The 16,182-nt window shown below is 60.5% G+C and carries 14 protein-coding genes; 5 read left to right on the forward strand and 9 right to left on the reverse strand.

Translation table 11 applies throughout. From position 1 onward, the window contains the following. Positions 1–41 precede the first annotated feature (41 nt). The 3 genes from CHH27_RS14130 (at position 42) to CHH27_RS14140 (ending at position 2,645) form a co-directional block, all read left to right on the forward strand. Entirely contained in the window at positions 42–485 is a 444-nt protein-coding gene (locus tag CHH27_RS14130) for a DsrE family protein (RefSeq protein WP_208988217.1), read from the forward strand. 72 nt (positions 486–557) lie between these two features. Continuing rightward, positions 558–1,316 (forward strand): c-type cytochrome, encoded by a 759-nt coding sequence (locus tag CHH27_RS14135; protein WP_094072162.1) that lies wholly within the window; start codon positions 558–560, stop codon positions 1,314–1,316. 51 nt (positions 1,317–1,367) lie between these two features. After that, a complete protein-coding gene (locus CHH27_RS14140) occupies positions 1,368–2,645 on the forward strand; it encodes an NAD(P)/FAD-dependent oxidoreductase (RefSeq protein ID WP_094072163.1) in 1,278 nt (425 codons plus the stop codon). Between the two features lie 49 nt (positions 2,646–2,694). Here the strand turns inward: CHH27_RS14140 and CHH27_RS14145 are convergent, their stop codons facing one another. Further along, a complete protein-coding gene (locus CHH27_RS14145; RefSeq protein ID WP_094072164.1) occupies positions 2,695–3,393 on the reverse strand; it encodes an FkbM family methyltransferase in 699 nt (232 codons plus the stop codon). 477 nt (positions 3,394–3,870) lie between these two features. Here CHH27_RS14145 and CHH27_RS14150 point away from each other — a divergent pair, with 477 nt between their 5' ends. Then, on the forward strand, positions 3,871–5,589 hold the full coding sequence (locus CHH27_RS14150; RefSeq protein ID WP_157738930.1) for a hypothetical protein: 1,719 nt from the start codon (positions 3,871–3,873) through the stop codon (positions 5,587–5,589). An 8-nt stretch (positions 5,590–5,597) separates the two neighbouring features. After that, a complete protein-coding gene (locus CHH27_RS14155) occupies positions 5,598–7,787 on the forward strand; it encodes a hypothetical protein (RefSeq protein WP_157738931.1) in 2,190 nt (729 codons plus the stop codon). 81 nt (positions 7,788–7,868) lie between these two features. Here the strand turns inward: CHH27_RS14155 and CHH27_RS14160 are convergent, their stop codons facing one another. The 8 genes from CHH27_RS14160 to CHH27_RS14200 form a co-directional block, all read right to left on the reverse strand. Continuing rightward, the gene (locus tag CHH27_RS14160; protein WP_094072167.1) at positions 7,869–9,152 is read right to left on the reverse strand and encodes a TRAP transporter large permease; all 1,284 of its coding nucleotides are present in this window, start codon (positions 9,150–9,152) and stop codon (positions 7,869–7,871) included. Further along, on the reverse strand, positions 9,152–9,700 hold the full coding sequence (locus tag CHH27_RS14165) for a TRAP transporter small permease subunit (RefSeq protein ID WP_094072168.1): 549 nt from the start codon (positions 9,698–9,700) through the stop codon (positions 9,152–9,154). Before CHH27_RS14165 ends, CHH27_RS14160 begins: the two co-directional genes overlap by 1 nt. Before the next feature lie 18 nt (positions 9,701–9,718). Further along, positions 9,719–10,756: a TRAP transporter substrate-binding protein gene (locus tag CHH27_RS14170; protein WP_094072169.1), complete on the reverse strand. Its 1,038-nt coding sequence runs from the start codon at positions 10,754–10,756 to the stop codon at positions 9,719–9,721. 21 nt (positions 10,757–10,777) lie between these two features. Beyond that, positions 10,778–11,605: a putative hydro-lyase gene (locus CHH27_RS14175; RefSeq protein WP_094072170.1), complete on the reverse strand. Its 828-nt coding sequence runs from the start codon at positions 11,603–11,605 to the stop codon at positions 10,778–10,780. Positions 11,606–11,678: 73 nt separating this feature from the next. Further along, positions 11,679–12,581, reverse strand: coding sequence for a LysR family transcriptional regulator (locus CHH27_RS14180; protein WP_094074748.1), 903 nt, complete (start codon positions 12,579–12,581; stop codon positions 11,679–11,681). A 466-nt stretch (positions 12,582–13,047) separates the two neighbouring features. Then, positions 13,048–14,622 (reverse strand): acyl-CoA dehydrogenase family protein, encoded by a 1,575-nt coding sequence (locus CHH27_RS14190; protein WP_094072172.1) that lies wholly within the window; start codon positions 14,620–14,622, stop codon positions 13,048–13,050. Positions 14,623–14,846: 224 nt separating this feature from the next. Further along, the gene (locus CHH27_RS14195; RefSeq protein WP_094072173.1) at positions 14,847–15,302 is read right to left on the reverse strand and encodes a DUF3237 domain-containing protein; all 456 of its coding nucleotides are present in this window, start codon (positions 15,300–15,302) and stop codon (positions 14,847–14,849) included. After that, positions 15,299–16,171: an amidohydrolase family protein gene (locus tag CHH27_RS14200; protein WP_094072174.1), complete on the reverse strand. Its 873-nt coding sequence runs from the start codon at positions 16,169–16,171 to the stop codon at positions 15,299–15,301. Before CHH27_RS14200 ends, CHH27_RS14195 begins: the two co-directional genes overlap by 4 nt. Positions 16,172–16,182: the final 11 nt, after the last annotated feature.

Raw genomic sequence — 16,182 nt, forward strand, 5'->3', positions numbered from 1 at the left:
TGACGTGGTTCCGCTTTGCGGTAGCAATATGGGAGGGAAGAATGAGACTGATTGCAAGAGCGGTGATCGCTTTCTCCGCGCTGACCATGGTGACCTTAACCGCATTGGCGGAAGACAAGGTTCACAAGCTCGCCCTGCAGATCACAGACAACGATCCGCAGAAGATGAACACCGTTCTGAACGTCGCCGCAAATGTCGCACGCCACTACACAGACATGGGTGAGGAAGTCGACATCAAGGTTGTTGCTTTCAACCAGGGACTCCACATGTTTCGCGCCGACACTTCTCCTGTCTCAAAACGCATGACCTCCTTTGTGCAGAGCATGCCAAACGTCTCCTTTGAAGCCTGTAACAACACACTGCAGACGATGGTGAAAAAAACCGGCAAAGACATTCAGTTGCTGGAAGGTGTCGAAATTGTTCCTGCTGGAGCCGTTGCCCTGATGGAACTGGACATCGACGGATATACCATTCTGAGACCATAGGACCGGTTGCATAGGTCCTGGCAAAACACAGGATCCAGAATATGATCTGAACGGGTTAAGGGAGGACCCGGAATGAGACGTCCCGGATTGCAGTATCCGGCTTCGCCGGACGCGCCCAAGACTTTCACTGGAGGGTTTACGCGGACGGTCGGCGTTCTGGTTTTATGCCTGTCGGCGACTGGATCTGCCTTTGCCCAGGAAGGTGATCCAAAGCGCGGCGAGCAGGTCTACAAGGCCTGCAAGGCGTGCCACCAGGTCGGGGCCGGTGCACGCAATGGTGTCGGGCCGCATCTGGACGGCCTGTTCGAGCGCACGGCAGGCGCCATTGAGGGTTTCAAATATTCAAGCGCCATGAAGAAACTCGGCGCGGAAGGTCTCGTCTGGAACGAATTCACGCTGGATCAGTATCTGGAAAAACCGCGCGCCTACGTGCCCGGCACGCGCATGTCCTATCTGGGCATGGGCGATAGCCGCGACCGCACGGATGTGATCGCCTATCTGAAGGCCCTGTCGCAGGAAGCACCGGCGGAGGACCCGACGAAGGCAAACGGTGACCGGCCGGAAATCGGCTCGGTTGCGATGCAACTTGAAGGCGATCCGGAATATGGCGAATATCTCTCCAGCGAATGTGTCACCTGCCACCAGATCTCCGGCCGTGCCGACGGCATTCCGTCGATCATCGGCTGGCCCAAGGAGCCCTTCATCCGGGCGCTGTTCGATTACAAGACCAATGTCCGGTCACATCAGGTCATGCAGAACATGACCGTCAATCTCGGCAACGAGGAAATCGCAGCACTTGCGGCTTACTTCGGCTCTCTCGATCCGCAATGACGCGGATCTGACGGAACCCTCCTGCCGCGCTGCCTGAATGGGAGGAAGGAAATGCCAAATCTGTCACGTCGCGGCTTCGGACTGCTGCTCGGCGCCGGTGCCACCACCCTGGCAATGCCCTATTACGCCCGCGCGCAGGGCAAGCCGCGCGCGGTTGTCATAGGTGGCGGGGCCGGCGGGGCCACGGCCGCCCGTTACATGGCCAAGGATGCCGGCGACGACATGGATGTCACGCTGATCGAGGCGAACCCGCTCTACACCACCTGTTTTTTCTCCAATCTCTATCTCGGTGGCTACCGGGATTTCGATTCCATCACGCATGGCTATGACAAGCTGGCCTCGAACTATGGCATCTCCATCGTCAATGGCATGGCCGACGCGGTCGACCGCGACGCCAAGGTCGTAGTGATGGCCGACGGCTCGAAAGTGCCCTACGACCGTCTGCTCGTCGCGCCCGGCATTGATCTGATCTATGACAGCGTCCCCGGTTATTCCGAAGAAGCTGCGGAAATCATGCCTCATTCCTGGAAGGCCGGCCCGCAGACCCAGCTGCTCAAAGCCAAGCTGGATGCCATCGAAAACGGCCAGCAGATCGTGATGGTGGCACCGCCGAACCCCTATCGCTGCCCGCCGGGACCTTACGAGCGCGTCTCCATGATGGCCCATATCCTGAAGGAAAAAGGCTTCAACGACTCCAAGATCGTCATCCTGGATCCGAAACCGAAATTCTCCAAACAGGCGCTCTTCACCGAAGGCTGGGAAAAACACTATCCGGGCATGATCGAATGGTATGGCCCGGACGTGCATGGCGGCATCAAGAGCGTCAATCCGTCGACCGGCGAAGTCGAGACGGATTTCGACACGTTCAAGGGCGATCTGGTCAATGTCATTCCGGCACAGAAGGCAGGCATGATCGCGGCCAAGGCAGGCCTTGCGAATGACAGCGGGTTCTGCCCGATCGACCCGAAATCGATGCGCTCCAAGGCCGACGAGAACATCTTCGTCATCGGCGATGCCTCGATTGCCGGTGACATGCCGAAATCCGGCTTCTCCGCCAACAGCCAGGCCAAGGTTGCGGCCATGGCGATCCGCGGCGACCTGACCGGATCAAAGGTGTTCCCGGCGAAATACTCCAATACCTGCTGGAGCCTGATAGAGACCAATGACGGCGTGAAAGTCGGTGCCCAATATGCACCGAACGAGGAAAAGATCGCCTCGACGTCGAAATTCATCTCCCAGACCGGCGAGGACGCCGCGCTGCGCCAGGCGACCTATGAGGAATCTGTCGGCTGGTACAACGGCATCACCGCCGATATTTTCGGCGCCTGATTGTCAAATTACCCTGCGGCCGGCACTCCCGGCCGCAGCGGTCAGCGCGTTACTTTGCGAGATAGTAGCTTTTGCCAAGCCGGTTCCTGACGGAGAACCCCTTGCCGGCAAGATAGGCAAGCAGATCCTCGATCTTGTCCTCGCCAACGATGTGCGGGTGCATCTCGATGATGATCTTTCCGATGCCGCCAAGATCGCAACCGCGCAGCAGATCGATCTCGGCCCCTTCCACATCGATGACCAGCGCCGTCGGGCCGTAGGCTTCGACCACATCGGCAATGGCATCCGACTGGACCCTGGTGGCGCCGCCATGCTTGCGGTCGACCAGGGAGGAGGACAGGACGCCTTCGGAAAAGAAGAATTCGACTTCGCCAGTCGTTGTCGACAGCACCTTGCTTCTCAGATTGGCCTGCATGCCGTTCAAGGCATAATTCTTTTCGATCACCGGCTTCATCGCCGGATTGGGCTCATAGGACAGGATGCTGTCCTGGCCACAGATCCTGGCACAGGCAATGCCGATGAAACCGATACCGGCACCGGCCTCCAACACCTTGTCATCGGGCGAGAGCGCCTCGCGCACCAGCACAAATTCCTGGTCTTCATATTGTTTCTGCAGCAGCTGCTTGCGCACACCGAGCGGCACCTCCTGTGGGTCGGTGGTCAGCTTGATGCCATTGAGGACGATCGCCTTGAGGCCAAGTTTGCGCCTGATCTTGTAGGCAATCCGCCGTCCGAATTTCGCGAGCATTCGCTTTAACACCTTTGTTCCGTCATTCGATGCGGCGTGGACCGGCCGCGTGCCCCCGCTATGACCGCTTTTGAAGCGACAATCAACGCCCGAGTGAACCACCCCCGGCTGAAAAGGACGGAATCCGGAGCATTGTGAAAAGAGGGACCTGTGTCATAACGGACCGGTGGAACCGGGTGAGACACAACGGAAGCTCTCGCTGGATCGGCCCGACACCATCCAGAGCGCTCAATTTTTCAAAACACAACACATGCTCACATCCGCTGGGGCACTTGTTACAATTCCCTCACGGCCTGTCGAAGGGTATACTGTCAGGGCTCAAGGATCCTCTGGTCGGGAGCGGGCGTTGCTGCCTGTCTGACTATGACGCGTCATTCTGTTGGAAGCTTTCTGAACTGCATCTCTCACCAGCTGGTGAGGGGCCGGCAAGACCTGCGCAAAAATCCGGGTTTTTCTTTCGCAAGCGTGCTTCGGCACATGGGCCTGACGGCGACCGTAATCTTCGCCTGCTCCCTGCCTGTATCGGCCCAGGTTCCGGATGTCGGCGACGGGGTCTGTGTCGCCTTTTGTGACACCTACACGCCTCCGACCTATGACGACTATGACTATGGCGGCGGCTCCTACAGCTACCAGCACGAACAGATGAAGCGCTCCAAGACGCAGCCCAGCACCGGGCCGCGCAAGATGCGCCCAAGCGCGAGCCAGAGGAAGAAGATCCGTCGGCAGAAGCAGATTGCAAACTGGCGCCGCAAGGCGTCGCAGGAAAACGAAAAGTGCCTGGAAGCCTTCGACGTTCTCTATTTCAACGATGAACGCATCAAGACGCTGATCAGGCATTGTTCGGCTGCCCTGGACTATTGCCAGAAGGCAGGCGGCAGCTGCAAGGTTCATCGCTGGAACATGGCCCTTGCCAATGCCGACAAGGCCGAGACGGACAAGGACTATGCCGCTGCTGTCAGCTACTATGACGAAGCGCTGGAACTCTGCGGCTATGACGATGATTGCACCGATGTCGGATCGGATACCTCGCTCAGCGGCATGCGGTCGAACCTGGAAACAAGTTACAGCAAATTCTCGGCGCTTGCCGAACTGCAAAGGGAGGCGGGACGGAGCCAGAGCAGGATAGAAGCTGCCGCGACAAAAGCCTCGTCTGATGCGCCGGCCCTCTCCTCCGACACGGGACTGAGTTTTCTCGACGCCGACGCCATCATGCCGAGCCGGAAGGCCAACCATCTCCTGGATGCGCTGGAGGCCGGCCGGGGCGACTGGGCGGAGAGCATCAGGGATCTGGAAAAAACGCTTCGGAACAACCCGGATGACAGGGCGGCACGCGATGCGCTGCTCTATCTGAAAGGATTGCACCAGGGCCATCTGGCCATCTCCAAACTGGGCAATGCCCGTTACAAGAAGGGCATCAATGCCTGGATGGACGGCGACTACCAGACAGCCGCCGATTTTCTCGCGGCAAGTTACCAGATAGACCCCGATGATCCGTCCGCTCTGGAGGCCTACGGCATTGTCTCCGGTCTCGCCCAGGCGGACCTCTATCTCGACTGGAACCAGAATTGCGGCAAGCTGATCTGTCCGCCGCCGGATCCCCTGCATTATGTCCGAGAATATGCCTCGCTCCTGAACAGCGGAGCCTATGAGCTTCTGAGTGACGACGAACGCGAACGATTGATGCAGGCCCGTTCGCTCTATTCCGATCCCGGCGCCGACCCCGACCGGCGTGCAGCGCTGCAATATGTCGAGGGCCTCGCAGCCTGGGACGACTTCAGGGAACGGGTCCTGGAACGGGCCGGAACCGGCTCCGACATACAGACCTTGACCGAGGCCTTTATCAAGATGGGCACGGGTGACTATCAAGGCGCCATCGACCATTTAAGTCCAGGCGCGCTGCTCGACGACGATGCCGCAACCTTTGCCTATTATCACGCGATCGGTCTGGCCGGAGAGTACACGCCGACGGGCGAGGTCTTTCTTCTGTCGGAGTTTGAAAACCGGCTGGAAGACACCTGGCGCGACCTGAAGGAGACCCGCCACGACGCGAATGTTCTGGTCCGCCACGATCCGAACCTTCGCCCGCCCTGGAAGGTCATCCGGGACCGGCTCAATGCCGCGGAATATGCCGCCTGGGCGGAATTCATGACTGATCCGTTCGAGACTGCAGAGGAAATCGTCCAGGCCCAACAATAGGTGTCGTGATGAAACGGTTCTTGATCCTGTTCGCAGCAGCTTGTGCCACTTGTTGCCAGCCGGCTTGGGCGGACCTCAGGGACTGGAAGGCGGAATATCAAAGAGGCCTGGATGCCGCCAGGGCCGGCGATTTCGAAAAAGCGGTTGAAGTGATCGGCCTGGTCAACTCGGAAACGGAATCCAATCCGAGCGTTGTCTTCAACTACGCATTGGCAAACGCCCGAAACGGCAACACGATCAAGGCAGCCCTGCTGTTCCGGCTTTACCTGGTCATGGTGCCGGAGGCCACGAATGCAGAAGCCATTACCAAGGAAATCTCCCGGCTGAACGAACAGATGCTTGCAAACGAGACGGATCTCTTTCGCAGGGCAATCGCAGCTGCCCGGGAGTTCCCGGATGTGCCGCCTGAAAACGACTATTCGGAACCGAAAAAGACGGACCTCTTCGATACGATCGCCAGAAACGCCGACCAGGTGGGGAACGAGGAGATCGCGGCTGAGGCCAGGGAACTCGCGCGCCAGAACAGCGAAACACATTCCTATGACTATGATCCCGGCAGCGCCTCGGAAAGACTGCGGGATAACCTTGCCGATGTCGGCGACCTCGTCGGGCTTGTCGAGGCCTATTCCGACTTTGACGATCCGGAGGACTATCTCGACGACCTTGTCGCAGCACTGGATGTGCTGGCTGATTTTTTTCCGGCAGCCACCCTGACCATGCTGGAGAAGCTGCCGAAGGAGCTCTTGACCGACGACAAATACACCGTCTCCGATCTGGTCCGCCTGTCCCTGGCAGAGAACAGCAAGGATCCCTATTTCGCTCACCGGCAATGGAACAGCGACTATCTCTACTTCAAGGAAATCGAGCTTCGGGATGCGATACTCACCTTCCGTCCCCCCGAAGACTGGCAACCCCTTGCCAGAAAGATCCTGCGGCGCAAACCGGACAGTCATGAAGCCCTGGCGGCGCTTACCCAATCCAGGAAGGCTTTGAAAGTCATACGCGACAATGGCGGAAACCCGTTCAATCCGCTTGGCGAATGGAACAATTCGGTCGCCGTGGCCAGGCTTTCGCTGCCCATCGGCAACCGCGACGGGATCAGCCGTGCCCGGAAACAGGTGATCAACCTGTCCAACGACGAAACCGACTACAGCCGCATGACCGATCTCTTGCTGCACATCCTGGCCGGCAATACCAGCAAGGCGCTGGCGACGCTGGAGACGCGTGACGACGAAGAATGGGACACCTGGTACCAGTCCATCGACAACCACTTCAGCAGAACCGTCAAGGTCGCTGCCCGGCATCTGATGCGCCAGAACAAGTTTGCAGACGCAGAAGACCTGATCCTGAAAGGCACGGTGGCCACCGACCTGCCTCCGATGCTGCGGGAACTGGCCGTTCAGCTGGAGGAGGCTGGCGAAACCGAGGAGGCTGCGCGGGTGCGAGAGATCGCGTCTGCCAGGGACCACAAAACCCGCGGTGGCTGGCAGCCGGCCTCCGAAGACCACAAGCAGCAGGTCGAAGAGTGGCGCAAGGCAGCCGGCAGCTACAAGTTCGGCTGGGGCGCGACGGAAAGCGTCGCCAAAGCCGTCGAAAATGCTCTGAACACGGAATACTGCAGCTCGGATACCGATGCGGAATGCATCATCGACTCGCTCGCTTATTCAGCCGCGCAATGGGGCGAAGCGCGGCTGGCGATCAAATCCCTTGATGGCATTCTGCCCGAACACGCGGTCTGGCTCTCGCCGGAAACGCGCAAGCGGCTGGCAAGGGCGCGCGATGATGCTCTCGGCAAGATCGGCCCGACCGCCCGCGAAGCCCTGTCGAAATGGCTCGCGGAAGAGGAGCTGGATGACAGCGAAAAACGCTTCAGGGACATCAACGGTCACAGGATGGCTGCCAGCACCGGCAACGCCAATTCCGTGCGCATGCTGGTCGGGCTCTACGATCCGGAGGAAAAAGGTCTAGAAGCACCGGAAGTGGCTGCGTTCCTGGCAGCTGGCCTCCGCCGGGGCGATCGCTACCTGCACGATCACGTAACCACGTCCTTCAAGTATTGGCCCAAACCGCTTCGTCTCGAGTTCCAGCGGGTGCTTGCAGACGAAGGCCTCTACCAGAGCGGCATTGACGGCGTCATCGGCCCGGGAACCCGCAAGGCCATCGACGCCCTCTTTGCCAGCGCGGCACCGGCCAATTGACTTGCCCCTGCCTGAAAAAGGACCGGCCGGGCAGAGGGCTGCCCGGCCGGCAAGGGTCTGGGGAGAACAGGAGGATGATCGCTAACGCATGGCAGCCGGCAAGTAGAGCGCGATTTCGGGCGCGGCGATCAGTGCGACCACCATGGCCAGCATGGCCAGCACGTAAGGCGTTGCCCCCAGCATGACCTCGGCGATGGATCCGCCCCGGCGCGCGCCCTGGACCACGAACAGGTTGAGGCCGACCGGTGGTGTGATCAGTGCCATCTCGATCAGCACGATCATCAGGATGCCAAACCAGATCGGGTCGTAACCAAGGGCGATGACAATCGGCACGACGATCGGGATCGTGATCACCATCAGCGACAGCGTCTCGATAAAGAAGCCGAGCACGATATACATCGCGACAATGACAAGCAGCGTCGCCAGCGGATTGAGCCCGAGCCCTTCCAGGAACCCGCGCAGCTCACCGGACAGGCCAGCGGCGGACAGTGTGAAGTTGAGGAAGGACGCGCCGATCACCACCAGCATGATCATCGAGGTGACCTTCACTGTGCCCAGAATGGCTTCATAGATCATGCGCAGGTTGAGGCCGCCGAACAGGGCCGCGATCCCCAGCGCCCCGGCGACCCCGACGGAGGCTGCTTCGGTCGGGGTCGCCCATCCCTTGTAGATCGAGCCGATGATGGCACTGAAGAGGAGGATGATCGGCAGCAGGTCCGCCAGGCCGCGCAGCATTTCCATGATCGGAAAGGTGCGCCGTGCCCCGCCAAGCTGCGGCCGGACCATGCACACAAGGGCCGTCACCACGATGAAGCCGAGTGCCAGCAATATCCCCGGCACCAGTCCGGCGAGGAACAGCTGCGGGATCGAGGTCTGGGTGAGAAAGCCGTAGACGATCAGGTTGATCGACGGCGGGATCATGATGCCGAGCGTGCCACCGGCGGCAATGGCGCCGGAGAAGAGTTTCGGATCATAACCGAGCCGGTCGGCCTGAGGCATGGCAACCGTTGCCACCGTGGCTGCCGTGGCCACGGACGAGCCGGACGTTGCGGAGAACATGGTGGCAGTTGCCACATTGGCATGCACCAGCCCGCCCGGCAGCCAGGACACCCAGCGATCCAGCGCGGAATAGGTCCGGGCCGCAATCCCGGTGCGCACGAGGATTTCGCCCAAGAGCACGAAGAACGGAATGGCAATCAGCGCCGCGTTTTCCGAGGTCGACCAGACCATGGACCCGAGACCGCGCGTCAGCGGAAAGGGGCTGAAGAACTGGTCGACACCGAAGCCGAGCAGGAAAAGTACGATTCCAACCGGGATGGACAGGGTCAGAAGGCCGAGCAGGCCGATGGAGACAAAGGACAGCATCAGGCTACCTCCCCTTCCGGAAATGCACCAATGGCCTGTTCGGACTTGGTGAATTCGCCTTTCACGATCAGGGCCAGCGCGGCAACAAAGGTGAGCCAGGCCGCAGTCGCAAACCACACCCAACCGGCAAACCAGGGCAGTTGCACCAGCATCAGCGGGGTTTCCAGGGGTGTGTTTGCCGTGGAATTGTTGCGCAAGGTGGTTTCCACCACCGGCCAGCATTTCAGTGCGACTACGGAGATCGTGCTCGCGAGTGTAAATATCGACAGAAGGTCCAGCACCGCCCGCCATTTCGGCAGACCGACCGAGCGGCGCAGGAAATCGATCCGGATATGGGACAGTTCCGTCAGGCCGTAGGCCATGCCCCAGGCTGTGCCGATCGCCATCACATATCCGGAAATCTCGTCGGTTCCGCCGATGGATGCGCCGAGCTGACGGAGCACGATATCAATGAGAACAAGCCCTGCGCAGGTGAGAAACACCACACCGACGGCAATCGCGATTGCCCGGTTGATCCGCGCCAGGATTGATAAGAGCAACTCCGCCACCTCGACCTCTCCTGTCCGTTAGTTCGTCTCAATCGAGACGCCGACGACCTGGCCGACGCTGTCGTTCCAGCGGGCAGCCCAGTCGCCACCGGCACGCTCTGCCCATTCCGGCAGAACCTGGCTCTGCAGGATCTCGCGGGCCCGCTCGATGTCACCGTCGCTGGCCTCGACAAGCACCATGCTGCGCTTGTCGCCGGAGGCGCAATCGCCCTTGCCGGTCAGGCAGGCAATGTCGTTGGCGAGGGCGCCTTCGGCCGTCGCCCAGGCCGGAGCCTCGAACTGGGTGGCAATTTCGGTTTCGATCAGGGTCCTGGTCTCATCGCTGAGCGAGTTCCACTTGTCGAGATTGATTGCTGTCACCACCGGGTCCCAACCGCCCAGCGGGATCGGCAGCAGATGGGTGGAGACTTCCCACCAGCCGGCGCTGTAGCCGGAGCCGGCACCGGTCACGGCGCAGTCGACCACGCCCTTCTGCAGCGCACCGGGCACTTCGGAAAAGGAAACGGTGATGCCCTCGGCCCCGAGCGCCTCGAGGAATTTGGCGGTCATGCGCCCGGACGCCCGGATCTTCTTGCCTTTCAGGTCTTCCAGCGAGCCGATTTCGGCGTTGCAGAAGACAACCTGCGGCGGATAGGGCGCAATGGCCAGAACCTTGGCATTGAAGCGCTTTTCAAAGATCTCCTCGACCATCGGCCGGGCGGCTTCGACCGCCTGCTGAGCCTTGTCCGCACTCATGGCAACCAGCGGCACATCCAGACCTTCCAGCTCCGGCGCATCGGCAACCGCATAGTCCCCAACGGTCATTCCGACGTCAAAGACGCCCTGGCCCAGCAGACGAAAGACTTCGCCGACCCCAAGGTTCATCTGGTTGTGGGTGGTGACATTGGTGGTGATGGCGCCGCCCGAAGCCTCCGGCAGCTTGTTCTGCCAGAAGGGGGCCTCGTATTCCTTGTGCAAAGGCAGGCTGGACCAGCTGCCGACCACCGAAAGCTCTTCGGCGAGCGCCGGGGAAGAAACGGCCACCGAGGCCATAAGGGAAAGCAGGATCTTTTTCATTGGTTCCACTCCGTGAAGGTTTTATTTTGGCACGTTATTGCTTGTTATGATTGGAATTTCGGCCGTGTCCGGGATATCCGTGATCAGCATGTGACCGGGTTTGTGCGTGATCAGCAGCGGCAGGGCGGCCTGTTGTATGACGGCCTGGGGCGTGACACCGCAGGCCCAGAACACCGGCGTATGCCCCGCCGGCACCGGCACCCTGTCCCCCCAATCCGGTTCCTGGAGGTTTGAGATACCGATGACGGCGGGGTCTCCCGCATGCACGGGAGCCCCGTGTGCCAGCGGAAAACGTGCCGAAATCGCGATGGCTTCCTCGACCCGCTCATTCGGGATCATGCGCATGGAGACTACCGTCGGCCCGCGAAAAGGGCCCGCCGGAATGGTTTCCAGGCTGGAGCGAAACATCGGCACGGTGACATTGTTGGTAATGTGCCAGAGGTCGAAACCCGCCTCGATCAGCGCGTGTTCAAAGGTGAAGGAACAGCCGAGCGCAAAGGCCACCAGATCGTCCGACCACAGGTCGACAAGCTCCGTCACCGAGCGCTCCAGCTGGCCGTCCCGATAGATATTGTAGGCCGGCACATCAGTGCGGATGTCGATGTTCTGGCCAAGGGTGAACAGGATCGGGTTGCCGGTATCGGACGCGCCGATCAGCGGACAGGGCTTGGGATTGCGCTGGCAAAATCGCATGAAATCAAGCGCATATTGTTCGGGAATGATGGCGAGATTGGCCTGCAGCAGATTGCGCCCCAGGCCGGCCGTGTGCGCGGTGTAACCGCCGCTTCTGATCTGTGCACGGACTGCGTCGATCGGTTCCAGCCGAAGGGCATCATAATTCTGCAACACGGGCTTACTCCTCCATTAAGAGAAGCGTCCCGCACAGGAGCTATAAACTCAAATTGAAGTTTTTTAAGAAAAACTATAAAGGATCTTTATATCCTGAATAGGCGTCGGCAACCTCGCGCGCCTTTTGTGCGGCAGCCGCAACGACATGACTGCGCGGATCGCCAAGATAGCTGGCCGAGAACCTCAACGCTTCCGGCACCCATCCAGGGGCAAATTCCTCAATCCGGCCAGCCTCCACATAAGGCTGTGCCAGCACCTTTGGCAGGGCCGCCACGCCCAGCCCGGCCTCAACCAACCGGAAACAGGCCGAAAGGGAAGACGAAGGAAACATCTGCACATCCGTCGCGACCCTCTCCTGCAGCAGTGTCTTCAACTCCCGATAGGGCCGCGTGTGCCGGGCATAGGTGATCACCGGCTTCTCCCTGAGCAACGCCGCACCGTCTTCTGTTCCGGTGCCCGCCTGCACATACCAGGCAAGTTCAAATCCGGGCAGTTCGACATTGTCGACCGAGTATTCCGAAACCGGCCCGAGCAGCAGTGCCAGGTCGATCTCGCGATCCATCAGGGCCGCTCTCAGATTGACCGAGATATCGACATTGATTTCCACGATCAGGTTCGGATATTCGCTCCGCAGCTCCGCCACCAGGTCCGGCAGCCAGCATTGGGCAATGGTTTCCGACGCACCGATGCGCAGGTGCCGGTCAATGCCTCCCTTTGCGACAACGGTCTCCTCCACCTTGTCGGAGAGGCGCTCGAACTGTTCGGCGAAGGTTTGCAGCAATTCGCCGCGCTTGGTCAGTTTTAGACGGCCGGGTGAACGTTCAAACAGTTCGGTTCCCAGTGTCTCCTCAAGGCGCTTCAGACGCGAGGTCACCGCAGGCTGGGTGAGATGAAGAATATGCGCCGCCTTGTTGACCCCGCCGTGGCGGACAACGGCCAGAAACGCTCTCAGCTGATCGAGATTGAGCGGGTGCATCCGGAAAGCCTTTTGTTTTCTTTTGGCCAGCATGCGTCAGCTGGCGGGGAATGGGAAGGGTGAGTGCCCCGCAACACCACTAAAACCAAAACCTCATCCACTCATACAGTGTCACCCCGGACGCAGCGCAGCGGAGATCCGGGGCCTACTCGCAAGTCAGCTTGCTTAAGATCTGGGACCTTTCAAGAAGCTCTCCAAAACCTTCAATAGCCCTGGAAAGGAGTTGGCCCCGGGTCTCCCTTCAGTCGCCAGGAGTGACACCGACCATGTGGTGAACTTGCCTTCGAATTGCCGGTTCGGCAGTTCCGTCAACACCCTTTCATCGCCTTCGTCATTGCCGGACTTGATCCGGCAATCCATTCCGTGACCCTGTCCTTCAGAAAGGCGTTGCAAATAGAAAAGAAGCGGCATGGATCCCATGGTCAAGCCATGGGATGACGACAACAGAAGGTCATCGAACTTCCGCTCACACCGCCGACAACACCCCCTTCGGTGCCAGAACCTTCTCCGCCAGACGCCTGATCCGTGCCGGGTCCGGATGATGGTCTGCCGTCTCCGCCATGCGCGCCCACAGGATCGGCAGAAGCGTATCGCAGGTCACCTTCATGAACGCGTGGGCCAGTGCCGCAGGATGATCGCCTGCCAGAACCTGGTCACGCGCCGCCTCCCAGCCGCGCAATAGGTCCACAAGCCGGAGATGCTCCCTGTCGGGCCCCGAGCAGGTCCGTTTCAGGAACGTCGTGAAAGCCCGGCCCGCGTCAGCAGAGAGGAGCCGCGTTGCGACTGCGCGTTCGTGTATTCCGTTGGCGCCTTCATAAATCGAAGTAATCCGCGCGTCACGATAGGCCTGTTCCAGATGATATTCCTTCAGGTACCCGTAGCCGCCGAGGACCTGCATGCCGAGCTCCGTGGCACGCATGCCGGCTTCGGTGCAATAGACCTTCGCAACCGGCTTCAGAAATTCCGCGAGCGCCGGGTCCTTTCCCTCTTCAATCGTGACCAGCGTCAGATGGGCAAGGGCACGACCGCCCAGTGCCAGCGTATCGATCTCGTCGAGCATGCGCCGTACGTCCGCATGTCCGTCAAGGGTGGCGGCGGCGCCATCAGCGCCGCGTCCCTGGACCCGCTCCGCGGCGTAGCTGCGCGCGATGTCACCTGCGCGGGCGGCATGGGCAATACCCTGCAATGCCACATCGACACGGGCATGGTTCATGATCGTGAACATGGCCTTCAGCCCGGCGCCCTCTTCGCCAACCAACTCCGCTTCGGCAGCCTCGAAGCTGAGTTGGCAGGTCGGCGAGGCATGCAGCCCCATCTTGTCCTCGATCCGGGTGACCGACACTTGATTGCGGCTGCCATCTCCGAGCGTGCCCGGACAAAGGAACAGCGACAGTCCCTTGAGCCCGTCATCAGACGTTCGCGCCAGCACCAGGTGAAGGATCTTTTCGCTCAAGTCCTGGTCACCGCCGGAGATGAAGATCTTCTCGCCGGTGATGGCCCAGATTGCGCCAGCCGGCTCGGCCCGGCAGCGGATACGAGACAGGTCGGACCCGGCCTCCGGTTCCGTCAGGCACATGGTCGCCAGCGCAGCGCCCGACGCGAACTCCGGCAGGTAGCGCGCCTGCTGGTCTTCCGTGCCGAAGTCCAGAAGCGTGCTCACGGCGCCGGGCACCAGCCCGGTGACCATCTGCAGGCTGTGATTGGCCCCGGAAAAAATCTCGGATGTGATTGCGAGAACTGTCGCGTCGAGCCCCTGCCCGCCAAAGGCCTCGGGAACGGTCAGCCCTGGCCAGCCTTGTTCGGCATAGGCGGCATAGGTCGTCGCGAACCCGTCCGGCATGCGCACCCGCCCGTTTTCCAGCCGGCAGCCCTGCCGGTCACCCGGTTCATTCAGCGGCGCCAGCTGTCCTTCTGCAAAGGCGGCAAAATGCGCACCGATTTCGGCGGCAAGGTCCCTGTCCCAGTGCGGCAGGACCGAGGCGCCGGCAACATGCTCCAGCGAGAACAGGATGTCATCGAGCGGGGCGGAGAAGGGTTTCATGGACGCACCTCGCATACGCCTGGTTTCCAAACGAAGGCATGCAGTCTCTCTCCCCCCACAAGCGTCATCCTGAGGAGGGCGTCAGCCCGTCTCGAAGGATCGGCCGCTTGCGCTCGCATGTGTCGCAGATCCTTCGAGACGGACCTTGCGGTCCTCCTCAGGATGACACTGTGGGTGTGGCGGGCGTTTGCTGGGACAGGCTCTTGAATCATTTCAAACCATTCTCAATTGACGGCGAACAACGACACCTGAACGGCGGAGGCGAGCCGCCGTCCGGTGCCGACAAAGATCGTGCGGTTGACCCAGGTGAAGCGCTCATCGCCGGTTTCCAGACGCGCGCTTGTGCGAAAGTAATACAGTGCCGGATCAACGTCTTCGCCGCGCGCCAGCGCACCGAGCACCTCAGGCGGACCGTGTCGAACGCCCTTGTTGACGATCTCGATCACCGCGCCATTGTCGGTCTGGACCGCATAACGCGTGTCGATATCCGTAGACCCATCGGCCAGGGTCGTCTGCCAGTCGGCGCCCAGATCCAGGACCTTGCCAGAGATATTGCCCGACACTGATCCACCGGTGATCGGAACGATCCGGCGAGTGCCGTTCCGTCCCTCCCCCATCTCTCGCACGGGACCGAGCTGGACTTCGAGGTCACAGAAATGACGGAGCTCGGGAACGATCATGTCAGCCCCAGAAGCCGCGCCGCATTCCCTTTGATGATGTCCGGGCGCAGCTCGTCCTTGATGTTGATCTTCTCGAAATCGGCCAGCCAGCGCTCCGGCGTGATCATCGGCCAGTCCGAGCCGAACAGCACTTTCTTCTTCAGGATCGAATTGCAGTATTTGACCAGGATTTCCGGAAAGTATTTCGGCGACCAGCCGGACAGGTCGATATAGACATTCGGCTTGTGCTGGGCGACCGCCAGTGCCTCCTCCTGCCAGGGGAAGGACGGATGCGCCAGGATGATCTTCATGTCCGGAAAGTCGACGGCGACATCATCCATGTACATCGGATTGGAATATTTGAGCCGCATGCCGTTGCCGCCGCGCATGCCGCTGCCGACCCCGGTCTGCCCCGTATGGAAGAGGGCGATGGCACCTGCCTCGGCAATCGCCTCGTAAAGTTCATAGGCCATGCGGTCATTCGGGTAGAACCCCTGCATGGTCGGGTGGAACTTGAAGCCCTTGATACCGAATTCGCTGATCAGCCGCCGGGCCTCGCGCGCGCCCATCTTGCCCTTGTGCGGATCGATGGAGGCAAAGGGAATGAGAACGTCGTCATTCTCGGCTGCAAGTTCGGCGACCTCTTCGTTCTTGTAGCGGCGGTACCCGGTCTCGCGCTCCGCATCGACCGGAAAGATCACCGCGGCAATGTTCTGCTCGCGGTAGTGTTGCGCCGTCTCCGGCACCGTCGGCGGATGGGTCCAGGGCGCGCGGAAATACTGTGCCATGGTCGCCTGCAGATCGTCGTAGCCGTCATCGGAATGACAGCCACAGGGTTCTTCCGCATGGGTGTGAATGTCGATGGCGCGAACCTTGGTGATATCAACCATTTCAAACGCTC

This window comes from Labrenzia sp. VG12 (assembly GCF_002237595.1).
Taxonomy (GTDB): Bacteria; Pseudomonadota; Alphaproteobacteria; order Rhizobiales; family Stappiaceae; genus Roseibium.

What these genes read in the sequence shown, in the direction of transcription:
- CHH27_RS14130 (WP_208988217.1), top strand. Translation starts at nt 42, where the DNA reads ATGAGACTGATTGCAAGAGCGGTGATCGCTTTCTCCGCGCTGACCATG.
- CHH27_RS14135 (WP_094072162.1), top strand. Translation starts at nt 558, where the DNA reads ATGAGACGTCCCGGATTGCAGTATCCGGCTTCGCCGGACGCGCCCAAG.
- CHH27_RS14140 (WP_094072163.1), top strand. Translation starts at nt 1,368, where the DNA reads ATGCCAAATCTGTCACGTCGCGGCTTCGGACTGCTGCTCGGCGCCGGT.
- CHH27_RS14145 (WP_094072164.1), bottom strand. Translation starts at nt 3,393, where the DNA reads ATGCTCGCGAAATTCGGACGGCGGATTGCCTACAAGATCAGGCGCAAA.
- CHH27_RS14150 (WP_157738930.1), top strand. Translation starts at nt 3,871, where the DNA reads ATGGGCCTGACGGCGACCGTAATCTTCGCCTGCTCCCTGCCTGTATCG.
- CHH27_RS14155 (WP_157738931.1), top strand. Translation starts at nt 5,598, where the DNA reads ATGAAACGGTTCTTGATCCTGTTCGCAGCAGCTTGTGCCACTTGTTGC.
- CHH27_RS14160 (WP_094072167.1), bottom strand. Translation starts at nt 9,152, where the DNA reads ATGCTGTCCTTTGTCTCCATCGGCCTGCTCGGCCTTCTGACCCTGTCC.
- CHH27_RS14170 (WP_094072169.1), bottom strand. Translation starts at nt 10,756, where the DNA reads ATGAAAAAGATCCTGCTTTCCCTTATGGCCTCGGTGGCCGTTTCTTCC.
- CHH27_RS14180 (WP_094074748.1), bottom strand. Translation starts at nt 12,581, where the DNA reads ATGCACCCGCTCAATCTCGATCAGCTGAGAGCGTTTCTGGCCGTTGTC.
- CHH27_RS14190 (WP_094072172.1), bottom strand. Translation starts at nt 14,622, where the DNA reads ATGAAACCCTTCTCCGCCCCGCTCGATGACATCCTGTTCTCGCTGGAG.
- CHH27_RS14195 (WP_094072173.1), bottom strand. Translation starts at nt 15,302, where the DNA reads ATGATCGTTCCCGAGCTCCGTCATTTCTGTGACCTCGAAGTCCAGCTC.
- CHH27_RS14200 (WP_094072174.1), bottom strand. Translation starts at nt 16,171, where the DNA reads ATGGTTGATATCACCAAGGTTCGCGCCATCGACATTCACACCCATGCG.